General features: G+C 33.0%; 8 protein-coding genes. 5 read left to right on the top strand and 3 right to left on the bottom strand.

Annotated features, from left to right (window positions below):
• Positions 1 to 11: 11 nt before the first annotated feature.
• Positions 12 to 1,454: a cardiolipin synthase gene (gene cls, locus C8N27_RS12960; protein ID WP_244174755.1), complete on the top strand. Its 1,443-nt coding sequence runs from the start codon at positions 12 to 14 to the stop codon at positions 1,452 to 1,454.
• A gap of 89 nt (positions 1,455 to 1,543) precedes the next feature.
• Here cls and C8N27_RS12955 read toward each other — a convergent pair whose 3' ends face one another.
• Genes C8N27_RS12955 through C8N27_RS12945 form a run of 3 tightly spaced genes read right to left on the bottom strand, consistent with a single transcriptional unit; the run spans position 1,544 to position 11,406 of the window.
• On the bottom strand, positions 1,544 to 3,493 hold the full coding sequence (locus tag C8N27_RS12955) for an OmpA family protein (RefSeq protein WP_121147844.1): 1,950 nt from the start codon (positions 3,491 to 3,493) through the stop codon (positions 1,544 to 1,546).
• Between the two features lie 11 nt (positions 3,494 to 3,504).
• Entirely contained in the window at positions 3,505 to 4,440 is a 936-nt protein-coding gene (locus C8N27_RS12950) for a PorP/SprF family type IX secretion system membrane protein (RefSeq protein ID WP_121147841.1), read from the bottom strand.
• Between the two features lie 15 nt (positions 4,441 to 4,455).
• Positions 4,456 to 11,406 (bottom strand): CLIPPER-2 domain-containing protein, encoded by a 6,951-nt coding sequence (locus C8N27_RS12945; RefSeq protein WP_167444755.1) that lies wholly within the window; start codon positions 11,404 to 11,406, stop codon positions 4,456 to 4,458.
• 764 nt (positions 11,407 to 12,170) lie between these two features.
• On the opposite strand from C8N27_RS12945, the gene C8N27_RS12940 reads away from it, so the two are divergent.
• The 4 genes from C8N27_RS12940 to C8N27_RS12925 are packed head-to-tail and all read left to right on the top strand — an operon-like array spanning position 12,171 to position 18,357.
• Complete coding sequence (locus C8N27_RS12940) at positions 12,171 to 12,647, top strand: GbsR/MarR family transcriptional regulator (protein WP_121147836.1); 477 nt, start codon at positions 12,171 to 12,173, stop codon at positions 12,645 to 12,647.
• A gap of 30 nt (positions 12,648 to 12,677) precedes the next feature.
• The gene (locus C8N27_RS12935; RefSeq protein ID WP_121147834.1) at positions 12,678 to 13,805 is read left to right on the top strand and encodes an efflux RND transporter periplasmic adaptor subunit; all 1,128 of its coding nucleotides are present in this window, start codon (positions 12,678 to 12,680) and stop codon (positions 13,803 to 13,805) included.
• Between the two features lie 11 nt (positions 13,806 to 13,816).
• Entirely contained in the window at positions 13,817 to 16,954 is a 3,138-nt protein-coding gene (locus tag C8N27_RS12930) for an efflux RND transporter permease subunit (RefSeq protein ID WP_121147832.1), read from the top strand.
• Between the two features lie 2 nt (positions 16,955 to 16,956).
• Complete coding sequence (locus tag C8N27_RS12925; protein WP_121147830.1) at positions 16,957 to 18,357, top strand: efflux transporter outer membrane subunit; 1,401 nt, start codon at positions 16,957 to 16,959, stop codon at positions 18,355 to 18,357.
• Positions 18,358 to 18,362 lie beyond the last annotated feature (5 nt).

Genomic DNA, 18,362 nt, shown 5'->3' with positions numbered 1-18,362 from the left:
ATTCTTTTATTTTGATAACTACACTACTTATAATCTTATATGTAGCTATTATTGCTACAGTTGCTGTTATTATTATCAATACTTCAACACCGCCTAAGGCTATAGCTTATTTGTTTTTACTTATTCTGTTTCCTGTAGGAGGTATCATTATCTATTTAACAGTAGGAATAAATCATAGAACTTATAAACTTTACAATAAAAAGCTTGAAGTAGATAAGAGTATTTTCTTTGAGCTTAAAGAAAAACTCAAAAACTATACTGAAACAACGTTATCAACTTCCAAAAGTCATTTAGGGCATTTTTATAACTTAACTAAGTTTATACACAAAGAAAATGTTTTAACAAATAATAATAAAGTTAGTTTACTTTTAAATGGAGAACGTAAATTTCCAGAAGTTATTGAGGCTTTAAAAGCTGCAAAAAACCATATTCATATTGAGTATTATATTTATCAAAATGATACTATAGGAAATGAAATAGGAGAGGTTTTAAAAGAGAAGGCTAAACAAGGAGTTAAAGTGCGTTTTATTTACGACGATTTTGGAAGTAAGGATATTCGAAAATCGTTTGTGAAATCTTTAATTGATAGTGGGGTAGAGGCATATCCTTTTTACAAAATTAAATGGTTATTGTTAGCTAATAGAATTAATTACCGAAATCATAGAAAAATTATTGTTATAGATGGCAAGGTTGGTTTTGTAGGTGGTGTTAATGTTTCTGAAAGATATATTAATCCTAATAAATTTAATTGTTACTGGAGAGATACACATATTAAACTTGAAGGGCTCGCTGTTTTAAACTTACAACGTGTTTTTTTAGCAGATTGGAATTTTTGTGCTGATCAAAATGTTGTTGTTGAAGAAGAGCTTTTCCCTGTAAGTAACGAAGAAAAGGTAAGTGAGTATAAGCAATTAGTACAGGTAATTTCAAGCGGACCTGATTCTGATCATCCAGATATTATGTATGCACTTATTCAAGCAATACTGTTATCAAAAAAAGAAATATTAATTACTACTCCATACTTTGTGCCTAGAGCTTCTTTTTTAGATGCTCTTAAAATAGCTAGTTTGAGTGGGGTTTCTATAAAGTTATTGGTGCCAAGTGTTTCAGATTCGAAATTAGTAAACGGAGTATCGAATTCTTTTTATAAAGAAGTTTTAGAGATAGGAGTAGAGGTGTATAGATATAAAAAAGGATTTGTACACGCAAAAACTATGGTATTTGATGAGTTAGTTTGTTCCGTAGGAACAGCAAATTTAGATGAACGTAGTTTTGATTTAAATTTTGAAATTAATGCGTTGGTTTATGACAAAGATTTTGCAAGTCAGTTAAAAAAAGCTTTCTTAGAAGATTTAAAGGATAGCGAAAAAATAGAGTTAAACCAATGGAATAGCAGACCTGTTTTGATACGTTTTACAGAAAGAGTAGCTCGATTGTTAGCTCCTATTTTATAGCAGAACTGAATAAGAGTAGCAGTAAAACTTCTCAAGGATAAGAAGTTTTACTGCCGTATATTTAACAAAAAGAGCTTTTTTAAATTGGTTTATTCTTTAATTATAAACATGGATCTACGATTGAGCTGATGTTCGTCTTCACTACAGGTAGTTTGGTTATTACATTTGTTAATAAGTTCCGATTCTCCATATCCTTTTGCAGTTAACCTTGTTATATCGATTCCTTTTTTAAGAAACCAGTCTAATGTGGCCTGTGCTCTATTTTCAGATAATTTTGAATTGTATAAATCATTACCTCTAGAGTCAGTATGCGATTCAATATGAATTTTTAAAGTAGGATATTCTTTTAATGCGGCCAGAATTTTAGCTAGTTCAATTTCAGCATCAGGACGAATATTAGATTTGTCATAATCAAAATAGATAGGTTGTAACGTTAATCTACATCCTAAATCATTTGGAGGACAAGGGTCAGAGAGCTCTAAAGCTAAAGGCATGTTTAGCTTAATTGGCATTTTTATAGTTTTAGGATTGTTAGGAGTTTCTATAACTTTTTCTTTTGGGTGATACTTCTCTTTCTTTGCTCTCAAAGTATACTGTTCTTGACAGTCTAATAGAAAAGTAAAAGTAGCATCATTGCCCACAGTAACTGTTTTGACTTCTTTATTGTTGCTATCTATTAAAGTAACTTCTGCATTTGGAATTAATTCGCCAGTATTTTTATCCATTACTGGCCCTTGAATTGTAATTTCACAACGTTCCCAAATTTGATAAATATCGTCGCTTTTGCTTCCTTCTTTACCATCACGATTAGATGTAAAGTATCCTATTCTATCTTCTTTTATAATGAAGCCGAAATCGTCTTTTGGACTGTTTATAGGTTTTCCAAAAGTAGAAACTTCTCCATGAGAATTTTCTTCAAGTTTTGTTACAAAAATGTCTAAACCTCCCATACCTGAATGCCCATCACTTGAGAAGTATAGATTGTTTTCATCACTTACAAAAGGGAATGTTTCTCTTTCAGTCGTGTTAATTTTGTTACCAAGATTTACAGGACTTGTATAAATATCTTCACCTAAGATTTTTACATACCAAATATCAGACATCCCTAAACTACCGGGCATGTCAGAAGAAAAGTAGAGTCTATCTTCGTCAGGACTAAGAGTTGGGTGTCCAACGGAGTAGTTATCACTATTAAAAGGAAGTTCTTGTATGTTTTCCCAAGAATTTCCATTTCTGGTAGCTTTGAATATTTTGAGTCTAACTACATGATCTCTATCTCTTTTCTTTTTACCATTTAAGTAGTTGTTTCTAGTAAAATACATTGTGTTTCCATCTTTTGTGAAAACAGCAGTAGACTCATGATAAGGAGAGTTAACATTTTTGTTAAAAGCTTTTACTTTTCCAAAATTCATGTCTTTATCTAATGATACCTGATATAAGTTTAAGAAAGGTTGTTCATCCCATCCTGCAAGCTCATCGGTCTGTTCTTTTGATAAAGATGGATTTTTTCTACTTGAAGCAAAGACAATATTGTCACCATAAAAAGCTGGTCCAAAATCTGAATACTCTGTATTAACAGGAATTTTTTCTATTTCAAAAAGTTTGTCATGTACACCTTTTTTAAATAAAGTATCAGCGACATTTTTATAAGAATCTAAAGAAGTAATTTTTCCTCCCTTAAATCTATATATTTCCATGAGTTTTTCAGCTTCTTCAGGTTGGTTGATACTTTTTAAACATTGTGCTGCTCTAAAATAATCAACTGTAAGGGCTTCGTTTGGAAATCGATCAATTAAATTATAATACCATTTCGCAGCTTTTGAATAATTACTGTTAAAATAGTATGTGTTTCCCAGCTTTCTATAAATTTCAGCTGATCCATAGTTCTTTTCAACGACTTTTAAATAAATTTTTCGGGCATCTATAAAGTCGTAGGTATTATACTTTGTGTTTGCCTTTTCAACCAATGCAATTTGAGCAAAAGCAGAGGTACTTAACAAAGCAAATAAAAAGTAGAAAATTAAATAATGCTTTTTCATGATATTAAAGTTTAGAAGAATCTTGGTGTTAGTATGCGTTCAGGATTATTGAAGATGTCAAACCTTAAAAAGAATTCGTAAGAACCATTACTGTGGTCTTCGATATCAGTAGTTTGAAAATCATATCCCATTCCTAAGAATAACTGATTAGTTATTTGAAATCCTGCCATGGCGCTAATTGCAGCGTCCCATCGATAAGAGGCTCCAAGGGTAAATTTATTGTTGAATAAAAAATTTGCAGATAAATCAGCTTGTAAAGGAGACCCATTAACCCATTTAAACATTGTTGCAGGTTTAAATTTTAGGTTTTCACTAATATCGAAAACATAACCTGCTATTAAGAAATAATGCAAACGCTCTATAGCTATAGCATCTTCATTACTGTTATTGGTACTGTCTGAATTATAATGTTTAGAATTGAAAAAATTAGGTACTGATAACCCAAGGTAGAGTCTGTCATTATTATAGTAAATACCTGCACCTATTTGGGGTTGTGCTTTTTTATCAATGTTTTCTGCAAATTGCCAATCGCTATCATCGTATATATTCAGTTTAGAATAATCTACATCTAGTATACTCAGTCCTCCTTTAATACCAAAGGATATTCTTGAACGTCCTGATAAAATTAAGGAGTATGCATAATCTATTGTAATACCTGTTTCGTTAGAAGGACCTATTTCATCATTAATAATAGAAAGTCCTATTGCGTTTCGTTTTAAGGTACCCAAAGGCATATTAAAAGTAAAAGTTCCAGTATTTGGAGCTCCTTCAAATCCTGCCCATTGTGTTCTGTATAGTAAACCTAAACCAAGAGCATTTTTTGAACCGATATAACCTGGGTTTACAACTTGAGTATTATACATGTATTGAGTGTATTGTGGATCTTGTTGAGAAAAACACACATTTACACTAATAATTATTAATAGTAATATAGAATAATGTTTCATTAGGTTTAGCGCTTTTTAGTTTCTTTTTAGATATAAATATCCTTTGTTAGTCATAGCTTCTTGGTTGGAGTTCCATCGTGTGAGTATATAGAAATACGTACCAGTGGGTAGTTTTTGATCTTTGCTAACTGTTGCACGTCCTTCAGATATTCCTCTAAATAAATTTCCATTAATTCCATAAGCATCAGTTTGATAAACTAAAACACCCCATCTGTTGAAAACCTTTAAATTATTATTAGGGTAATTTTCAATACCGTTAATACGGAAGAAGTCATTTGCTCCATCTTGGTCAGGAGAAACAGCATTAAAAATTTCAAAAGCAATTTCTTCAACAGGTAAATCTGTTATTGTAGGGTCATCTGGATCACCATCATTATCAATATCAATATCATCTAGATTTTCTGGGTCGTCTGAAGTATCAGTAATTGAATCTCCAGAAGAATCCTCTGCAGTAACTAAGGCTTGATTAGTGACGGATTCATTTGCTAAGTCTTGCTCAGTTATAACATAAATAGCAGTAAAGGTTGTGCTATCTACTTCACCAGGCAATAGTTGGGGAATGGTGTTACCGTTGATGGTAATACCAGGCAAATTATCTTGTAAAGTAATGTTATATAATGTTGTAGCACCAATGTTGTATACAATAAAACTATATGTTATTGTTTCTCCAGCATTTGCATATCCATCTCCATTAGCATCATTAAAGGTGCTTACTTTTTCAAGAGAAATACTATTGGGTTGACACAATGTAGTTTGAGTTTGGTCGTCTTCAAGAATATTGTCATTGTCTGATAAATCGCTTACATCATTTCCATTAGTACTCGTACCTGTAACGGTTGCCTGATTACTTATAGAGCCATTATTAATATCAGCTTGTGTAATAGCGTAATTGGAAGTGTAGTTCCAGGTTTCATTAGAATCAAGTTGATTATCGCTATCGGTATCACCTGAAGCAAGAGTAATTGTGCCACCAAGCATAGGGTCGGTTAGAACAACATTTGTAATGCTTGTATTTCCTGTGTTGGTTAGTGTAAAGTTATAGGTTATTGTTTCACCAATATCACTACAACTATCAGTATCCTCATCATTGAAAGTAGCTGTTTTAATAAGCGCGATACCATCGGATTGACATAATGTAGTTTGTGTTTGGTCATCTTCAAGAATACTATCATTATCAGATAAGTCACTTACATTATTACCGCTAATACTTGTACCTGTAACAGTCGCTTGGTTGTTTACAAAACCATTATCAATATTAGTTTGGGTAATAGTGTAACTAGCAGAATAACTCCAAGTTTCATTAATATCAAGTTGATTGTCACTGTCAGTGTCACCAGACGCAAGAGTAATTGTACCACCAAGCATAGGGTCGGTTAGAACAACATTTGTAATGCTTGTATTTCCTGTGTTGGTTAGTGTAAAGTTATAAGTTATTGTTTCACCAATATCACTACAACCATCAGTATCCTCATCATTGAAAGTAGCTGTTTTAATAAGCGCAATACCATCGGATTGACACAATGTAGTTTGTGTTTGATCGTCTTCAAGAATACTATCATTATCAGATAAATCACTTACATTATTACCGCTAATACTTGTACCTGTGACAGTTGCTTGGTTGTTTACTGAACCATTATCAATGTTAGCTTGAGTAATGGTGTAATTAGCAGAATAATTCCAAGTTTCATTAATATCAAGTTGATTGTCACTGTCAGTGTCACCAGACGCAAGAGTAATTGTACCACCAAGCATTGGATCAGTAAGAATTACATTTGTAATAGTAGTATTTCCTGTGTTTGTAAGCGTAAAGTTGTAAGTTGTTGTTTCTCCTACGTCGCTACAACCATCAGTATTTTCGTCATTGAAAGTGGCTGTCTTAATAAGTGCAACACCATCGGATTGACACAATGTAGTTTGTGTTTGATCATCTTCAAGTACACTATCATTATCAGATAAATCACTTACATTATTACCGCTAATACTTGTGCCTGTAACAGTTGCCTGGTTGTTTACTGAACCATTATCAATGTTAGCTTGAGTAATAGTATAATTAGCAGAATAACTCCAAGTTTCATTAATATCAAGTTGATTGTCAGTGTCAGTGTCACCAGATGCAAGAGTAATTGTACCACCAAGCATTGGATCAGTAAGTACTACATTTGTAATAGTAGTATTTCCTGTGTTTGTAAGCGTAAAGTTGTAAGTTATTGTTTCTCCTACATCACTACAGCCATCTGTATTTCCGTCATTAAAAGTAGCTGTTTTAATAAGTGCAATACTATCGGATTGGCATAGTGTAGTTTGTGTTTGGTCGTCTTCAAGTACACTATTGTCATCAGATAAATCTGTAACAATTACGCCTAGTGATGATTCTCCACTAGCTGTAGCTTGATTAGTAATTGATCCAGTATCAATATTTATTTGTGTTAAGGCGTAATCAGCAGTGTAAATCCAAATTTCACCTACATCAAGTGTATTGTTGGTGTTTAAATCTCCTGAATCTAGAGTAACAACTCCACCTAGTAGAGGATCATTTACAGTTACATTTACTAAACCAGTATTTCCTTGGTTGGTAACTGTCATTGTATACATTATAGTTTCACCAACATTACTACACCCATCTGAATTTTCATCGTTAAAAGTAGCTGTTTTAACAATGGCGATATCTGGTGCTTGACATAAATCAATAGATGTTATGTCATCCTCTAAAATACTGTTGTCGTCTGATGCATCAGTTACTGTACCTCCGGAAACGGTACTTGCTTGTACAGTTGCTTGATTTTCTACAGATGTATTTGCGATATCAGGCGGAGTAATAATATAAGATCCTGTGTATATCCACACTTCATCAACATCTAATTCATTATCTGAGTCAGTGTCTCCTGAACTGTAAGAGACTGATATTAAGGGGTCGATTACGACTACCGAATTTAGTGTTGTGTTTCCTGTGTTTATTACAGAAAGGAAAAAAGTTATAGTTTCTCCATCATCGCTACAACCATCACCGTTTTCATCATTAATTGTACCTTGTTTAATCAGTGCTATATCTTCAGTTTGGCATAAACTAACTATAGTTGGATCGTCTTCTAATATGCTGTTATCGTCAGATAGATCACTTACGTTAGTTCCTCCTGCGCTCACTCCAGTTACAGTAGCTTGACCAGTAACAGAACCATTGTCAATATCATCTTGAGTAATAATATAGTCTAGTGAGTATATCCATGTTTCGTCAACATCTAATTCGTTATCACCATCAGTATCACCAGAGTCTAATGTTAAAGGAGAAGGAGAAATAGGGTCTGTTAATTCAACGTTTGTAATGCTAACATTGCCTGTATTGGTTACGGTATAAGTATATGTAATTGTTTCACCTAGATTTGCGCATCCGTCATTATCTAGGTCATTAAAAATACCTTCTTTTAATAAAGCAATACCAGCTTGTTGACAAAAAGATGTACTAGTAGCATCAATATATCCACCGTAAACTTCAATTGAGTTTACTGCTGCAACTAATGAGTTTACAGTTAATTGAACTTCATCAAAACTAGTGCTAGTGTCAAAAGCTACAACATAAAAACTATCTGTGCTAGTTGGAGTAATATTTACTAAACCTAGAGCTTCAATAGCGAGTAGGTTGTTTGCTGTTTGTTGCTCTTGTTGAACGCCATCAAGATAAGTTGTGATGGTGAGTGTATTTAACAAGTCTGCTTGAAGTAAATCATTTGTATCTCTAATCACAAATCCAGCTTGTGTACCAGCAGGGTAATCAACAAGTACATCTTGAACTGAAATTGAAGCACTTCCTGCTACACCAGCTACAATGTTTATAAGAGCATAATCAGAATTGTCTTCAGATATAACATTTACGGCATTGTCAACTTCACAAGCAATACAAGCAACACCGTCGGTTCCTGTATTTTCGTTGTTAATAATAACCGAATTACTGGGGTTTGATATTACGTAAGGTTCATCACAATTAATTGTTCCTGGGCAGAAAGATTGAAGTACCATTCCATAAATTCGGGTACTACCTAAATCTAAAGAAAGAGTTTGTGTTATAGAAAGTTGTACTTCGTCAAAGGGTGCTGTGGTTATGAATCCTAATCGTACAGATTCACTTCCTGTTAATAATAATCCAGAATATATAGGAAGTAACTCAGTTGCACCTGTTTTTGATTCAACAAGTACTCCATCTAAATATGTGGTAATGGTAATGGCATCAAATAATTGAGTGTTTAAAAGAGTAGTGTTTTCAATATCAAAACCAGCAAAAGTATTAGCGGTATAATCGGTAATTTCATTTTTGTAGGCTATAGATGCTGTGCCTGCTACACCTGCTAATAAGTTTATAGAAGCATAATTTGAAGTGTCAGAATCGATAGCATTATTAATGTTATTTACACTGCCTAGTGTTAAAAGCCCTCCATTTCCTGTATGCTCCTCTACAGCTCTTACAGGAAAGTTTGGTTTGGTAAGTTGAGTAGCCGTGTTACAAGTTAATTCAGGTCCTTCGCAAAATCTATTTGTTACAGCTGCATAAATGTTTGTTGTTGATGCTACTCCAGCTAAACTTGAAATAGAGATTTCAACAGCATCATAATTCATAGAAGTATAAAAGCCAACATAAAACTGATCATCTCCTAAAATAGGGCTGTCTAAAGCTAGTAATGAAGTGCTTGTATTGGTTTCTTGTTGTACTCCATCAAGGTAAGTTGTTATGGTAATTGCACCTAAAAGGTCAGCTTGAATTACAGAAGTATTTTCTATTAAAAAACCTGCGTAACCACCTGATTCGATAAACTCACTAGCTGTATTATCTGTTACTGTTAAAGTATGTGTTACTCCAAGACCAACAAGCGTTGATACAGAAGCAAAGCTAGAAGGGTCGGTATCTATAATATTATTAGCGTCTGAAATTCCACAGCCTACTACACAGAGTCCAGAAGTATTTTCACCTACTGTTAAATCTGTAAAATTATCATTTGTTATAGCTACAGGATTTTCTGTATTACAAGGAATAGGATATTGTACACCATCAGTAAAAATAATATATTCTGCTGTAGATTGACATCCATTAGAGTCTGTTACAGTCGCAGTGTAGTTCCCTTGAGTTAACCCTGAAATAGAAGAAGATGTTTGACCTCCAGGACTCCATAGATAGGTGTAAGGAGGTGTTCCTCCAGATACAGATAGAGAAATACTTCCATCTGAAGCTCCTATAGATGTTTCTTTTATTGTATTTCCAGATATTTTTATTGAATTGTCTACGTAGCTTCCATAAACCTCAATACTATTAATAGTAGCAGCGAGTGAGCTGACAGTAAGCTGAATTTCATCGTATTCAAGTGAAGTAGAAAAACCTACTAAATAAAAACCATTAGTTGTAGATGGAGTTATATTTATTAGACCTAAAGCTTCAAGAGCTAGTAAATTATTTCCAGATTGTGTTTCTTGTACTGAACCATCTAAATACGTTGTTATAGTTAGAGAGTTTAATAAATCTAATTGTAAAAGGTTATTTGTATCCCTAATAACAAAACCAGCAGAGCTTCCAGAAGGAAAATTACTTAGTACATTTTCAACTGAAATAGAAGCTGTGCTTGCAACACCAGCAGTTATATTTATCATAGCAAAGTCAGATTCACTTTCGCTAATAATATTTGTTGCGTTATCTACTTCACAAGCTACACAAGCTACTCCGTTTACACCAGTGTTTGTGTTATTAATTATTACAGGTTGAGAAGGATTGTTTAATAACGTAGCTGTATCACAGTTTAAATCACCCTCACTAAAAGCTTCTAATATGAGATCATAAACTCTAGTGCTTCCTAAATCTAAAGAAAGAGTCTGTTGAATGGATAATTGAACTTCATCAAAAGGTAATGAAGTAACAAAACCTACTTGAGAACGTTCAGTTCCAGTAAATAACAAGCCGCTGTCTACAGATAGTAGTTCAGAGCTTCCTGTTTTAACTTCTTGTAGAACTCCATCTAAATAAGTTGTTATGGTAATCCCATCAAGTAGTTCTAGATTTAAAACAGATGCATTTTCAATATCAAAACCTACATAAGTTTTTGCAAGATAATTTGTTAATTCATCTTTTATTGAAATACTACCAGTAGCTATAACTCCTAGGGTAAAATCAATACTAGCGTATGTGTTACTGTTTGAATCAATTGCTGAATTGGTGTTTGTAACAGTACCAACATTTAGAAGACCTCCCATTCCAGTACGTTCATCAACAATACGAGCAGGAAAATCAGGTTTGTTTAGTACAGTAGGGGTATTGGACTCTAAAGTAGGACCAACGCAAAAACTGTTAGTAACAGGATAATAAATATTAGTGCTTGATGCAATACCAGCTAAACTAGTAGCGGAAATTTCAATACTATCATAATCTAAAGTTGTATAAAAGCCTACATAGAATTGATCATTATTAAGTAGAGAGCTATCTAATGTTACCAATGAATTTCCAGAACTTGTTTCTTGTTCAGCACCGTTTAGATAAGTTCTTATGGTGATTGAACCGAGTAAATCTATTTGAGCTACAGAAACGTTTTCTATTAAAAAACCAGCATAACTTCCAGCTTCAAAATATTCATCGGTTGTTTCATCGGTTGCTGTAATTGTATGGGTTACTCCTAATCCTAGCAATGTAGATACAGTGGTGTAGTTTGTAAGATCGGAATCTGTTAAATTGTTAAGATTAGAAATTCCGCATCCTAACAAACAGAGACCATCAGTGTTTTCGTTTACTGTTAAATCAGTAAAACTAGATGCAATAATAGCAACAGGAGAATCAGTGTTACAAGGAACTACTATTGGCGGAGAGAGATTAATATTGTCACTTAAACTTCTTTTTTCAGAAAAGGATGTAAGAATTAAAAACAAGAAAAATAAAGAAGTGAATTTGAATTGTATGCAAGTTTTTTGCAACGTTAAGTACGTTTGGGTAATTCTTTTCATAATAGTTGATTGGTTAGACATTGTAAAGAACCCGTCAAGTCCTAGATAGTGGTTTGTGGACACAGACAGTCATTACATTAGTTTAATAATGTTGTAAAAAAGCTTCTAAATATTAAGATGTGATAGCTAATTTTTTAACAAAGCAATAAATCAGAGTTCATTTTACGGGGGTATAATTAGTTACTGAGTATTAGATATAGTTATAAGGCTTCCATTAATGGTAGTCTAAAAAGCAACAGCATGGTTGATGAAGTAGCAGTAGGTCGTGTTAAAAATTTTGGTGAGAAATAATAGTATTAATTATAGCTAACCTTTTTGATGAGGTAAGAGATAAGTAATCATGGTGCGAGAGCTTAAATTAAAAAAACTTAAATGTGTTCCAGTAAAACCAAAAAGGAGTTACTTAGTTTCCAACAGCCAATTATTGACAGTAAATAGTATTTTAACTTTAAGGGTACTTTTTTAATAAAAAGACATTGATTCTTTGCGATAAAATCAATACTTAAATTATTAATTCTTTGTGAATATAATGAAAAAAACATTAAAATAAAATATAATAATCAGTAAAATTTATTTTGCGGTGTTTTTTTTATTGTGTTGAATTTGTGTTTTTTAGGACTGTTTTAGAGTATGAAGTGTTACATATCCTTGTTAAGAGACTAAAACGATTGCTGTTTGTTAAGAATCTATTAACATTTTTTTAACTTCGTTTGGTTCGGATTGTTCCGAACTAAAACTTATTTTTGCAGAGTAAATTTTTAATGATGATGAATCAAGCAGAAAAGAGAAAATGTGAATTAGTTGAGAAGCTCGGGATTTTTTTAGAAAAAAAAGAGCAGTTGGCTCCAGTAGCAGCAAGGATATTCTCGTACATTATTTTAACCGGAAAACAAGGAACAACCTTTGAAGATTTAGTTTCTAGTTTATGTGCTAGTAAAAGTACAATTTCAACACATCTTAATCATTTACAAGGATTAAAGAAGGTAAGTTACTTTACAAAAACAGGAGACAGAAAAAAATACTTTATTCTTAATAATGATACCATGTTACAAGGAATAAGCAGTATGGTAGAAGAATGGGAAGCTGAAAAGGAGTTACATCTAGAGGTGAAAGAATATAAAGAAGATATTAATAAAACACTGGAAGAAGACGATAAGTTTGATCTTGATTTTCATGATAGTTTTATTGAGTTTTTAGATGGAGCTATAGAATCTATTACAAAACTGAAAGAAAAATTATAAACCACAAACACTAATTATTATATACATAAAATGAAATATCAATATATATACGGTATTGCTATTCTTAGCATTGTTGCATTATTTTTTACAAGCTGTGGAAAACAACAACAACAACAAAACCAACAAAAACCAACAGCGTTACCTTTTCCGGTAGTTAAAGTAGCGAAGAAAACAATAACAAATTACCAAAGCTATCCTGTAACTATAGAAGGGGAAGTAAATAGTGAAATAAGACCAAAAGTTTCAGGATACGTAAAAAACGTTTTGGTAAAAGAAGGGCAAAAAGTTAAACAAGGACAACTATTGTTTAAGTTAGAAACCCAATCATTAAGTCAAGATGCAGAAGCAGCAAAAGCAGCTGTTAATACAGCACAGGTAGAAGTTAATAAACTAAAACCATTAGTAGAAAAGAATATTATTAGTCCAGTTCAATTAGAAACAGCAAAAGCAAGCTTAGCACAAGCAAAGAGTGCTTACAATAGTATTGTAGCTAATATTAACTATGCTAATATAAAAAGTCCTGTAAACGGATTTGTAGGTTCAATTAATTATAGAAAAGGAGCTTTAGTAAGCGCACAAAGTGCAATGCCACTAACAAAAGTAGCTTCTATAAAAAATGTATATGCATACTTTTCTATGAATGAAAAAGAGTTTTTAAATTTTATTGCTTCAGCAGAAGGGGAGACAATGGATGAAAAAATTAAAAAATTGCCACCAGTAAAGTTACTATTGGCTAACGGAAAAGAATATGAGCAAACAGGAGTTATTGAAACTATTGCAGGAGATATTAACCAGCAAACAGGAACTATTAGCTTTAGAGCAAAGTTTGATAATAAAGCAGGTTTGTTACGTAACGGAAGTAGTGGCACAATCTTAATACCTAAAGTGCATAACGATGCATTAATTATACCTTCAGAATCTACATTTGAACGTCAAGGTAAAGTATATGTTTATATAGTAAATAATGATTCTTTGGCTGAAAAAACTATTGAAGTTGAAGCACAAGTAGGAAAAGTTTATGTAGTAAAATCAGGATTGTCAATAGAACAAACCATTTTGGCTAAAGGTTTAAATAAAGTACGTTCTGGAGCAAAAATTAAACCTGTTCCAACACCTTTAGACAGTATAGTTAACTCATTCGATACAGTATTTAAATAATTAAGAAAATCATGTTACAAAAATTTATAGAGCGTCCGGTACTCTCTACAGTAATCTCTATTATCATAGTAATATTAGGAGTACTGTCATTAACACAATTACCGGTAACGCAATATCCTGATATAGCACCACCAACGGTGCAGGTTACAGCTTCATATCCAGGAGCTAGTGCCGAAACAATTTTAGAAAGTGTTATTGTTCCTATAGAAGAACAAATAAACGGGGTAGAAGGAATGACTTACATGACTTCTACAGCAAGTAATACAGGTACAGCAAGTATTCAAGTTTTCTTTGAACAAGGTTACGACCCTGATATTGCTGCGGTAAACGTACAGAACAGAGTTGCTAGAGCTAATGCTTTATTACCTTCAGAAGTTACAAGGGCTGGAGTTATTACAGCAAAGCAACAAAACTCAGCACTTTTGTATGCCGCTATATTTTCAACTAATCCTGAATATGATGATGTTTTTATTCAGAATTACCTGAATATAAATGTAAAACCAGAATTACAACGTGTTTCTGGAGTAGGGGCTGTAAATGTATTTGGAGCAAAAGATTATTCGATGCGTGTATGGTTAGACCCAGCAAAAATGGCATCATATAAGTTAGAACCTAGAGAAGTAATAGCAGCTATTAATGAACAAAGTTTAGAAGCAGCAGCTGGATCTTTAGGGCAAAACACAGGAGAATCTTTTGAATATGTAATCAAATATAAAGGACGATATAAAACAGCAAAAGAATACAAAAATGTTGTTGTAAAAGCTTTAGGGAATGGACAGTTTTTACGTGTAAAAGACGTAGCAAAAGTAGAGTTAGATGCATTTTCTTACTCGTCATTATCACGTACAAACGGAAATCCAGCACTTAACTTTGGAGTTTTTCAAACACCAGGATCTAATGCACAGGAAATTATTGAGAATATTTATGTAAAACTAGAAGATTTAAAGAAAGATTTCCCAGAAGGATTAGATTATATCATTAATTATGACACAAACAAGTTCTTAACAGCATCTGTAGACAAAGTAAAAAGTACCTTGATTGAAGCCTTTTTATTAGTGTTTATTGTAGTGTTCATTTTCTTACAAGATTTTAAATCTACCTTAATACCAGCCATAGCAGTTCCAGTATCAATTATTGGTACGTTCTTTTTCTTAAACCTGTTTGGATATTCTATCAACCTGCTAACATTATTCGCTTTAATCTTAGCAATTGGAATTGTGGTAGATGATGCCATTGTGGTAGTAGAAGCAGTACATGCTAAACTGGAAGAAGGAGCAGAGAGTGCGAAAAAAGCATCAATTTCTGCCATGAGTGAAATTAGTGGAGCTATTGTATCTATTACTTTAGTAATGATGGCAGTATTTGTGCCAATTACTTTTATACAAGGACCATCAGGAGTATTTTATGAGCAATTTGGAGTGACATTAATGGTTGCCATCTTAATTTCAGCAGTAAATGCATTAACATTAACACCAGCATTAAGTGCGCTATTGTTAAAGCCACATAATGATAATCATAAGAAAAAAGGATTATTACAACGTTTTTACGATGCTTTTAATGCCGGGTTTAACGCCGTAACTAATAAATATACCCAATCGTTAGGCTTTTTAGTAAAACATAAATGGGTAACTGCGGGTATTTTAGGATTAAGTGTTTTAGCAATTGTATGGGCAAGTAATACTATACCTACAGGTTTTGTACCATCAGAAGATAGAGGTGTAATATTTATGAATGCTGAATTACCAGCAGGTTCTTCATTAGATAGATCATATAAAGTAACAGAAAAATTATATGAAAGTATCAAAGGTATTGAAGGAATAAAAGGAGCATCATTTATTAGTGGAAGAAACTTTTTCTCTGGTTCAGGTAGTTCATATGCAATGGGCTTTATTATTTTGGAAGATTGGAATAAGAGAGAAAGTGACGCAGGATCTGTAAAGAGTATTGTAGGTCAATTATTCGGAAAAGCAGCAATGATACCAGATGCGAATATTATTTTCTTTACCCCACCTAGTGTGCCAGGTTTTGGTAGTGCAGATGGTTTTGAAATGAGATTATTAGATCGTGCTGCAAAACCATTAACAGAAATGGATGCAGCAGCAAAAGAGTTTGTAGGTCTTTTAAATCAACAACCAGAAATAGCATATGCTTCTAACTCTTTTGATACTGGTTTTCCTCAGTTAGAATTAGATATTAATGTAGAAAGAGCTAAAGAAGCGGGAGTGTCAACAAGTTCTATACTTTCTGCTCTACAAGGATATGTTGGGGGTAATTATGCAGCAGACTTTAGTAGGTTTGGAAAACAATTTAGAGTTTTTGTACAATCATTACCTGAAGATAGAGTAAATGAAGAAAGCCTAAATAGTATGTTTATAAAAACTCCAAGTGGAGAAATGACACCAATATCTCAATTTGTAAGCTTAAAACGTGTATATGGTCCTCAAACGGTAAATCGTTTCAACCTGTTTAACTCTGTAACAGTAAACGGAGGAGTAACACCAGGGTTTAGTACAGGAGATGCAATTACTAAAATAAACACCTTAGCAGAAAACAATTTACCAGAAGGTTATAGTGTTGCTTACTCAGGAATTACTAGAGAAGAGATAGCATCATCAGGGCAGTCTAACATTATTTTTATGATTAGTATTTTGTTTGTGTATTTCTTATTAGCAGCACAATACGAGAGTTACCTATTACCACTATCAGTAATTTTCTCATTACCAATTGGGGTGGCTGGAGCTTATTACACAACATATTTAGCAGGATTAGAAAACAACATCTATTTCCAAATTGCTCTAATTATGCTATTAGGTCTGTTAGCTAAAAATGCAATTCTTATTGTAGAATTCGCAATACAACGCCGTAAACAAGGAAAAAGCTTATACGAAGCAGCTATTGAGGGAGCAAAAGTGCGTTTAAGACCTATTTTAATGACCTCATTTGCATTTATCCTTGGATTAATGCCGTTAGTATTAGCAAAAGGCGTAGGAGCTGCAGGAAATAACTCTATCGGAACTGGTGCAGCAGGAGGATTATTAATAGGTACTTTAATAGGAGTATTTGTTATCCCTGTACTATTTGTAGTATTCCAATGGTTACAAGAAAAAGTATCAAGCAAGCCAGTTGTTATTGAAACTAAAGAAGATTAATTATGAAACGTATACTAAATAAAACCTTGGTTGTAGTCGTAATGGCTACAACCTTACAAAGTTGTTTTGTTGCTAAGGATTATGCACGTCCAGAGTTAAAAGAAACAGAACACTTGTATAGAACAGATAATTTACCAAAAGATAGTATCTCAATGGCAGATGTGTCATGGAAAGATATGTTTACTGATGCTCACTTGAAACAATATATTGATGAAGGGCTTCAAAATAACTTAGACATCCGTGTAGCAATACAGCAAATGGCAGCTGCAGAGGCTTATATGAAACAAGGAAAAGCAGGATATTTCCCTACTTTAAGTGTAGGAGCAAAAGCTACTCACCAAGAATTAGCAAAAAATAGCCAGTTTGGATCTTTTTTTAACGGAAGTATAGACCAGTATGATGTAACTGGAAATCTTTCATGGGAAGCCGATATTTGGGGTAAAATACGCAGTAATAAACGAGCAGGAAAAGCAGGTTATTTACAAAGTGTAGCAGCGCATCAAGCAGTGAAAACTCAATTAGTTTCAGCAATAGCAACTACCTATTATCAATTAGTAGCTTTAGACGCTCAATTAGAAATTACTGAACAAACTATTGAAACGAGAGAGAGTAGTGTAAACACGATCAAAGCTCTTAAAGATGCGGGACAAGTAAATCAGGTAGCAGTAGATCAGAATATTGCACAGTATAACAATGCAAAAGCATTAAAAGTAGATTTAGAAGCCTCTATTTTTAAAATAGAAAATACATTAAACCTATTACTAGGAAGAACATCTGTAGTTATTGAAAGAAGTAAACTTTCAGAACAACAATTAGATGCAGCTATTAAAGTAGGTGTTCCGGCAACTTTACTAAGAAACAGACCAGATGTTATGGCTGCTGAATATGGTTTAATCAATGCTTTTGAAATGACAAATGTTGCAAAAAGTAATTTTTATCCATCGTTAACAGTAACAGCAAGTGGAGGATTTCAGAGTTTAGAGTTAGATAAATTATTAAGCACCAATTCTTTGTTTGCAAATATTATAGGAGGTTTAACACAGCCTATTTTCAATCAAAGAAAAATAAAAACACAACACGAGGTAGCTAAAGCACAACAAGAACAAGCATTATTAACTTTTAAAAAGACTTTGTTAACTGCCGGAAATGAAGTTTCAAATGCACTTTTCGATTATAATGCGGAAACAGAAAAATTTGAATACAGACAAAATGAGGTTGAGGCTTTACGAAGAGCAGAGGTAAATTCAGAAGAACTGTTAAAAAACGGATATGCAAATTATTTAGATTTATTAACAGCAAGAGAAAGAGCTTTAAATGCTGAGTTAAATGTTATCAATAACAAGTTAAATCAGTTATTAAGTGTTGTAAATTTATATGAAGCATTAGGAGGCGGTTGGAAATAAATAAA

Source organism: Tenacibaculum discolor (assembly GCF_003664185.1).
Lineage (GTDB): Bacteria > Bacteroidota > Bacteroidia > Flavobacteriales > Flavobacteriaceae > Polaribacter > Polaribacter discolor.
Note: the sequence above shows the minus strand (reverse complement) of the source record. Positions and strands in the feature narration are given on the sequence as shown.

Bases quoted from the DNA above. Each gene is read 5' to 3' on its own strand.
- C8N27_RS12955 (WP_121147844.1), bottom strand. From the start codon at position 3,493: ATGAAAAAGCATTATTTAATTTTCTACTTTTTATTTGCTTTGTTAAGT.
- C8N27_RS12950 (WP_121147841.1), bottom strand. From the start codon at position 4,440: ATGAAACATTATTCTATATTACTATTAATAATTATTAGTGTAAATGTG.
- C8N27_RS12945 (WP_167444755.1), bottom strand. From the start codon at position 11,406: ATGAAAAGAATTACCCAAACGTACTTAACGTTGCAAAAAACTTGCATA.
- C8N27_RS12940 (WP_121147836.1), top strand. From the start codon at position 12,171: ATGATGAATCAAGCAGAAAAGAGAAAATGTGAATTAGTTGAGAAGCTC.
- C8N27_RS12935 (WP_121147834.1), top strand. From the start codon at position 12,678: ATGAAATATCAATATATATACGGTATTGCTATTCTTAGCATTGTTGCA.
- C8N27_RS12930 (WP_121147832.1), top strand. From the start codon at position 13,817: ATGTTACAAAAATTTATAGAGCGTCCGGTACTCTCTACAGTAATCTCT.
- C8N27_RS12925 (WP_121147830.1), top strand. From the start codon at position 16,957: ATGAAACGTATACTAAATAAAACCTTGGTTGTAGTCGTAATGGCTACA.